Annotated in this window: 7 protein-coding genes; 4 read left to right on the top strand and 3 right to left on the bottom strand. The window is 53.9% G+C overall.

The features are described from left to right. The 4 genes from VMW13_10075 to VMW13_10060 all read left to right on the top strand — a co-directional run. Positions 1-836 (top strand): DnaD domain protein (locus VMW13_10075; protein HUV45162.1); only part of this gene is annotated, 836 nt, incomplete at its 5' end. A gap of 862 nt (positions 837-1,698) precedes the next feature. Next, positions 1,699-2,049, top strand: coding sequence for a hypothetical protein (locus VMW13_10070; protein ID HUV45161.1), 351 nt, complete (start codon positions 1,699-1,701; stop codon positions 2,047-2,049). Between the two features lie 362 nt (positions 2,050-2,411). Next, positions 2,412-2,651, top strand: a complete 240-nt coding sequence (locus tag VMW13_10065; protein ID HUV45160.1) for a hypothetical protein — start codon at positions 2,412-2,414, stop codon at positions 2,649-2,651. Continuing rightward, positions 2,648-2,929 (top strand): hypothetical protein, encoded by a 282-nt coding sequence (locus tag VMW13_10060; GenBank protein HUV45159.1) that lies wholly within the window; start codon positions 2,648-2,650, stop codon positions 2,927-2,929. Before VMW13_10065 ends, VMW13_10060 begins: the two co-directional genes overlap by 4 nt. Before the next feature lie 6 nt (positions 2,930-2,935). Here the strand turns inward: VMW13_10060 and VMW13_10055 are convergent, their stop codons facing one another. The 3 genes from VMW13_10055 to VMW13_10045 all read right to left on the bottom strand — a co-directional run bounded on the left by VMW13_10055 (position 2,936) and on the right by VMW13_10045 (position 6,017). After that, a complete protein-coding gene (locus VMW13_10055) occupies positions 2,936-3,121 on the bottom strand; it encodes a histidine kinase (GenBank protein ID HUV45158.1) in 186 nt (61 codons plus the stop codon). 643 nt (positions 3,122-3,764) lie between these two features. Further along, positions 3,765-4,694 carry a hypothetical protein gene (locus VMW13_10050; GenBank protein HUV45157.1) on the bottom strand — a complete coding sequence of 310 codons (930 nt, stop codon included), beginning with the start codon at positions 4,692-4,694 and terminating at the stop codon, positions 3,765-3,767. After that, positions 4,695-6,017 (bottom strand): hypothetical protein, encoded by a 1,323-nt coding sequence (locus VMW13_10045; protein HUV45156.1) that lies wholly within the window; start codon positions 6,015-6,017, stop codon positions 4,695-4,697. It lies immediately after the preceding gene. Positions 6,018-6,167: the final 150 nt, after the last annotated feature.

Here is a 6,167-nt window from a genome sequence, read left to right as displayed (position 1 = left end):
TGTGGGTCGAGTGGATTCACGACCCAAAGATGCTCGGACTCACCCTTGCCGAGACCGGGGCATGGTGGAAGCTGGTTACCCTGGCTCAAGAGCTGGCTCAGGATGGGCGCATTTCGGAGAGCGCCGGACGCCCTCTGAATATCGACGAGATCGCCAACTGTCTTCATCTGTCCAAGAGGACCGACATCAGGCATCTGATGAGCATGGTTGAGAAGATGCAGCGGCAGAGCAGCCTTCATTGGGACGGGGCGACCCTGGTCATTACCAAGTTTGCCGACAGGCAGTCACAGGTTCCCTCAGCCACCAGAGAGGCCGTGAGAGACAGGGTGAAGCGACACCGCCGGCGCCAGTTTGAAACGGAAAAGGCGTTACACGAGGTCCCCCCCAGACCCCCCCTTTTAGAGGAAGAGGAAGAGGGAGAGACAGAGGAAGAGCGTAACGTCAGAAAACTCGTTACAAGTAACGACAATTCCGTTATTCTCCAATCCGTTTCCGCTCAAATCGTCACCCTGTTTGAAGAAAACATCGGACAACTTCCGGGCATAGTCGGGGAAGATATTAGAGAATTCTGTGAAAGTTTCAGTGGCGATATCAGCTGGATTAGACCCGCTTTCAAGGAAGCCCTGACCCGTAACAAGAGAAACTGGAAATACATCCGGGCAATACTTGAGAACTGGCAAGATGAAGGAGGACCGCCGGATGCCGGAAGAAACCAAGGACTATCAAGGCGAGCCGCGGACGCAGGGGCTGGAGCTCCTCGGAGATATACTCGGGAGGAAGCAGAGAAGGACGGTTGGACCGTCAACGCAGATGACGAGACCGACCCAGAAGACTGAGACGGGCCCCTGTGATTGTAAGACGTGCGGTGAAAGCTTCGAAGGTGACGTCACGACCTTCTACTTTGTCGACCCGCCCCGGGTGATCCGCGACCGTGACTGCCCGTCGTGCCGGGAGAAGATGGAAGCTGCCGAAAATGATGCCGCGGAGAAAGAGCGCCGCCTCAAGGTCCTCTCCCTGCGTCAGACCTGGCTCCACGCTTGTGGAATCCCACCGGTGTTCCAGGCTATTCGGTTCAAGGACCTTGATATGAGCTACCAGGTCAAGCCACAGAAAGTCTGCCGGAAGTGGGCTGATTCCTTTGTTGTAGATGACCCTGCCGCTTCCCGCTCACTGATACTGTACTCGGCTACCCCCGGAGTCGGGAAAACCGTATTGATGAGCTGCATGGCTGCCCACATCATTGATAACTGGGATGGAGACCCGGAACGAACTCGTTGCCCGGTCAGATTCGTCAGTGGCCCCGAGCTGGTGAGGAGGGTCCGGGCTACCTACGACGCCCCTGATGGCCAGCGCCATGAGCGGGAGACTGACGTCTATAAGGAACTCGGGGGAGTCGACCTTCTCATGCTCGATGACGTCGGCAAGGAGCAGCCCAGGTCCTACCGGTTCACCCAGGAAATGTACTGGTATCTCATTGATGCCCGAGTAAGGGCGGGGCTTCCTGTCGTACTCAATTCCCGCCGGCCTCTAGCAGGTGATGACTCTTTACAACTGTTGATGGGAGTTGACACTGTGGACCGCCTCTACGGGATGACCGGCGGCAAGATGACTGAGCTAGAGGGCAAGAGCTACCGGAGACTCAAGAAAGTACCCTAGATGTAACGGCAACTGCGTTACGGGAATTCAAGGAGGATGTTGATGACACTGCCACACATGGAATGGATGGACAAAGGCTACCACATCCTTTTGGTACAGGCTGAGGAGAACTATTACCACGCCCTGGTCTCCCCTGACGGCGTGAGGTACTCCATCTATGACCGCTTCACTGCTCCGTCTCTTCAGTGCGTTCGGGACCATTACTGCTTCAACCCCTGGGCCTTCGAAACCGTTAAAGCCCCCGTATCCATCACCAGGGAAAGTGCTCTCGAGGGAGAGACAGGCATTCCAGAAGAGATGGAGCCCCTGATCCAGGAGCTGGATAAGCTGCCTTACTCTACGATTGCAGCGTGGGCACAGTCTGTTAAAGACCGCAGGGGAAGCAAGACCTGATGAGAACGTGCCATTAGTGCGGTAAAGACGAATTGTGCGGTGTGGGAGCTGACAATATCCCGGTCTGTGAGGACCACTACGACAAATATCTGACGGCCAAGACGCAGGAAATTGGCAACGCATTCAAATCACTACAGTATCCCTCTGATACCACAGGTGATACCACAGGGGCAGGAGCGCAGGGCTCGGTAACCACTCCGAGTGAACCGGCTCCAGAAGAATTGTAGTCAAAGCCCCGTAGGTATAGCGTCGGGCGGGGTTGACCTACGGCAACTCCGCCCGATGTACGGCAATAAGGGAATCAAATATGACTGGAAGAATACCATCTCAGGAGGCGATAAACTCTTGACAAAGGATTCAAAATGAACTCAGATATGAAAATGAAGTGGATTTATACCATCCTGTTGCTCCTGGTCACTCTTGGCTGGGCGGTATTCACGGTCCTGATAGTTAGGAGTGCCCTCGCCGAGCCCTCAGGCGTAGGGGTACTGGAGGCCTCCGGTACAAGTGTCTTCCTGGGGGCACTCATTGGCTGGAATGCCCTCGTGGTCCAGTACTGGTTCAGGAAGAAGGCCCCGGAGAAGAAGCAGGCTGAGTCTTGACACAGTTTAGTGACTATACCAGTGGCCCGGTTTGCAGGATCTGCGGAGTCCTTTATTCCGAGCACCTGCAGTGCCGGTGTTGCACTATCTACTGCGGCCCTAACCACTTCCTGGAAGAGGTCATCCTTTACCGCGGTAAAGAGCTTTGCGACTTGTGCATTGAGGCCTGGATACACTTCGAAAAAGTCGATGGCCACGAAGTCGCCTGGGGTGCATTCTCGGGTCGCAACAGGTATTACCGGCTCAACGGCCAGCGCCGGAAAAAGAGAGTGAGGTAAACAGCGTCAACCTCTCCCTTTGAGCAGCTTTGCGAAAATGAGAGAGCCGGTGCTTACGACTACAGCTCCCCCCGTAATGCATACAAAGCCCCAGTCGGCTTCGTAGTACACCTCAATCCCGATCCCGATGAGGACCGCACAGATTCCTACTGCCTCCAGTGCTACAGCCAGGCCTCTAGTTAATCCCTTCATCTCTACTCCCTATTTTTTCTTTCGTGTTTTGCCTGTCTTGCCACAGATCGCAATCGCTGTCGGGCAACCTCATCGCGGCTCATCCTTCCGCCAAAGGGATTACGAATGGTCTTCTCGTAACCACATTTACACTTCAGGGTAGCCTTGCGTCCATTTGTATTCAGAGATTTGATGCTTACTCCACCTCCCCTGTAGCGAGTCATCAAGACCTCTCCACATCGTGGGCATAGGGTACGCCTGCCTGGTGACTTCTTAACCTCAATGTTGTTTTCTTTTGCCCAGCATTGCTGGCAGACCCACCGGCCATCTACCTTGCGTAGCGCTCCTGCATGGCTCTCCGCCTCACGGCTGCATTGAATTGCGGCTTCGGTTACCACTCTACACACCCCGGGCCATAAACACTATTGTGCGCCCTCATATCAGCCCGCTACACTGTCGATAGTGATTCATCTTTCCAGCCCTATCAGATATTCCTCTAGTCGCGGCAAGTTGACTGCGGGTGCCATGTCACTGTAAATAACCCGGCATCCGTCAGTATGGTATTGGATTTCTCGAACCACACATCCCTGCTGCTCGAGATCAAGGATGATGGTCGGGAGTTCGCCACTATTCTGAAACTCTATTGCCCCAATCATATTAGCTCCTACGGGTCTTGATTCGTTGTCGGTATAGCATCCGCCACGACATCATAGTAGAACCTGAAGTTTTTGACTGCGTATGCCGATGATACATCCGCAGAGTATACATATAACTGGATAAGGTCATTGATTGCCCATGCAACACCAGCGAAGTCTTCGGAGAATGTAACATAAGCTGTGCCTGCGCCTCCCATCGTCTGCTCTGTGCCTATGGCCACCCCGTTCCGGTATATCTTCGCATACGCAAGATAGTCACCGACGCGTCTCCCATCAAACTTGATACGTATGCCACCGCTGAACTCTTGGTCTAGTTTGGTCTCTTTCTCCTTGCTGTATGCGATAGAGTTATACTGCTGCTCGGTATCATTGGAGTTTCGCAGCGTGTCGGATGCGTACCATACTGGGATAAGTGCCCCAGTGAATCCAAAGATAACTACACCAGTCTTAATATTTTCCGCAGCGAGGTGAACATCCACAGTGCTGAGGGTAGTGGCAGCATAGTATCCGGCGGCAACAGTTTCATTGGCAGCACTAAGAACCTTGGTTCCAGTGCCAGTCTTAACACCCCCAGTCACGGCGTAAAACTTCTTGCCGGTCGGTGCTTCCGCTACGGCCAGGTCAGCGTCGGCTATGTCTTGAACAGTGGCTGCCCCGGCCTTGCCGAAAATGGTCTTGCCAGACTTAATATTAGCTGAGGCAAGGTCAGCATCTATGGCATCCAATCCACCAACATTGCCAACATGGTATCCTGCGGGGTAGCTGTCATTAGCGGCTACTATTGCTACGGTAGCCAGCGTGCCCGTCAATTTAGTTTCCGGGTCGTCTTTGTAGAAAGTCTTTGGGTCCAGGACGTCGCCCACAGCAGCATCCCCAGTAAGGATGACTGTCTTGGCAACATCGAGCGTTTTCCCGGTTCTACTTGGGTCTAATGGCATTTACGCCCCCCACGTGAGCGTCAGTACGCCCCTGCTTCTATACGTAATAGTCACCTGATCAATCTGGTCATTCGCTCCATCGTTGGTGAACTTGAGGTAGGCATTGAAAGGTATGCCAAAGGGCTTTAGCAGACCACCTTCTGTATCGGCAGCCAGATAGGCTATAGTATCCCTCTTGTCGTCGGCTGCCGGAGCAGCCACTGCGTCCGCTGCAGGCACATAGGTGGCAAGTGTCCAGTCATGTCCTATTAAGCCGCTGATGGTAATGCTAAGTATCTCGGCACCATTAGTACCAGAGTCTATGTGAAGCCACTCGGTCGCAGCAGCGAGGATTGCCTGCACTCCGGATTGAATTACCCTTATTTGGGTGTCCAGGAGGATATTGTCGGTCGTAGCGGGAAGGTTGCCGGCATCCAGCTCGTCGAGATACCCAATTCTGACGGCGCTTAGGACCGCGGGAAGTCTAGTTTTAAGGGTATCTATATCCGCCGGTATATTAGCGGCATCCAGCTCGGCCAGTCTAAGAGCGGTTATCTGGTCGAGAAGAGCAGCTCTGGCGGCCGTGACCTGCAATAACCCTGCCTGGTTGATGTTATCCAGATAGCCGGCCCGGGCCGCGGTATAGTTTCCGAGGGCCGTAGCCAAGGCATTAGTCCACTGTGCTGTGCTTAATGCTGTGGCTGATGGCGCTCTGCTAGATATTGCCACATCAATGAAGGCCGCTTTTGCGGCCGTATACGCGGATAATGCTGTAGCTAATGCTCCTGTCCAGTCAGCTGCTAGAGCCGCCCCGTCTGTACCTACCATCGCAGGTATAGCAGCGATAACGGCGTCCCTGGCTGCTTCAAGCTGGACATTTGTCGGGCCAGCCGCTGTAATAGCCGCCAGTAATACTTGAAGGGCAGCGAGCCCAGATGTGGTATCTATTGTCGTCGCAATACTGGGGTGCAGGAGCAGTACCTTATCCCCAACGGCTATCGCGTTCGGGGCAAAAGCCGCAACGGTAAAATCGCCGGCAGCGTATCCGGTACATTGGAGCATCTGCCCCTGAGGCTGTGCAGCAGCTCCACCGGCATCCCATACCACATAGGCCCAATAGCCCTTAAAGAAATCAGCATCGAACCCAGCCAGATCAGAGCACTGGAATTTAGGAGCTGCAACTATCCCACTTACGGTACCATAGAATGACAGGCCGTAGTCAACACCAATAGCAGAAGGGTCGGACCATTGTTCTACAGCACCAGGCCCCTGGGATTGCATTATCTGGCCAAGTGCTCCCTCGACCCCGTTTATTTCTCTCGGCTTAGTGTTTTGGTCTCCCATCACACAGCCTCCCCTAATTTGTTGCTCTGATATTCAATGCAAATATCTATCACTAGCACCCCTGCCACATAGCCAGCCGCACCAACATTGGCCGTCCTGCTCAGGGTTATTGAGATGTTATCTCCCAAAGCGATGGGGCAGGTGCCATCA

This window comes from Dehalococcoidales bacterium, from assembly GCA_035529395.1.
Lineage (GTDB): Bacteria > Chloroflexota > Dehalococcoidia > Dehalococcoidales > Fen-1064 > DUES01.
Note: the sequence above shows the minus strand (reverse complement) of the source record. Positions and strands in the feature narration are given on the sequence as shown.

What these genes read in the sequence shown, in the direction of transcription:
- VMW13_10070 (HUV45161.1), top strand. Translation starts at nt 1,699, where the DNA reads ATGACACTGCCACACATGGAATGGATGGACAAAGGCTACCACATCCTT.
- VMW13_10065 (HUV45160.1), top strand. Translation starts at nt 2,412, where the DNA reads ATGAACTCAGATATGAAAATGAAGTGGATTTATACCATCCTGTTGCTC.
- VMW13_10055 (HUV45158.1), bottom strand. Translation starts at nt 3,121, where the DNA reads ATGAAGGGATTAACTAGAGGCCTGGCTGTAGCACTGGAGGCAGTAGGA.
- VMW13_10050 (HUV45157.1), bottom strand. Translation starts at nt 4,694, where the DNA reads ATGCCATTAGACCCAAGTAGAACCGGGAAAACGCTCGATGTTGCCAAG.
- VMW13_10045 (HUV45156.1), bottom strand. Translation starts at nt 6,017, where the DNA reads ATGGGAGACCAAAACACTAAGCCGAGAGAAATAAACGGGGTCGAGGGA.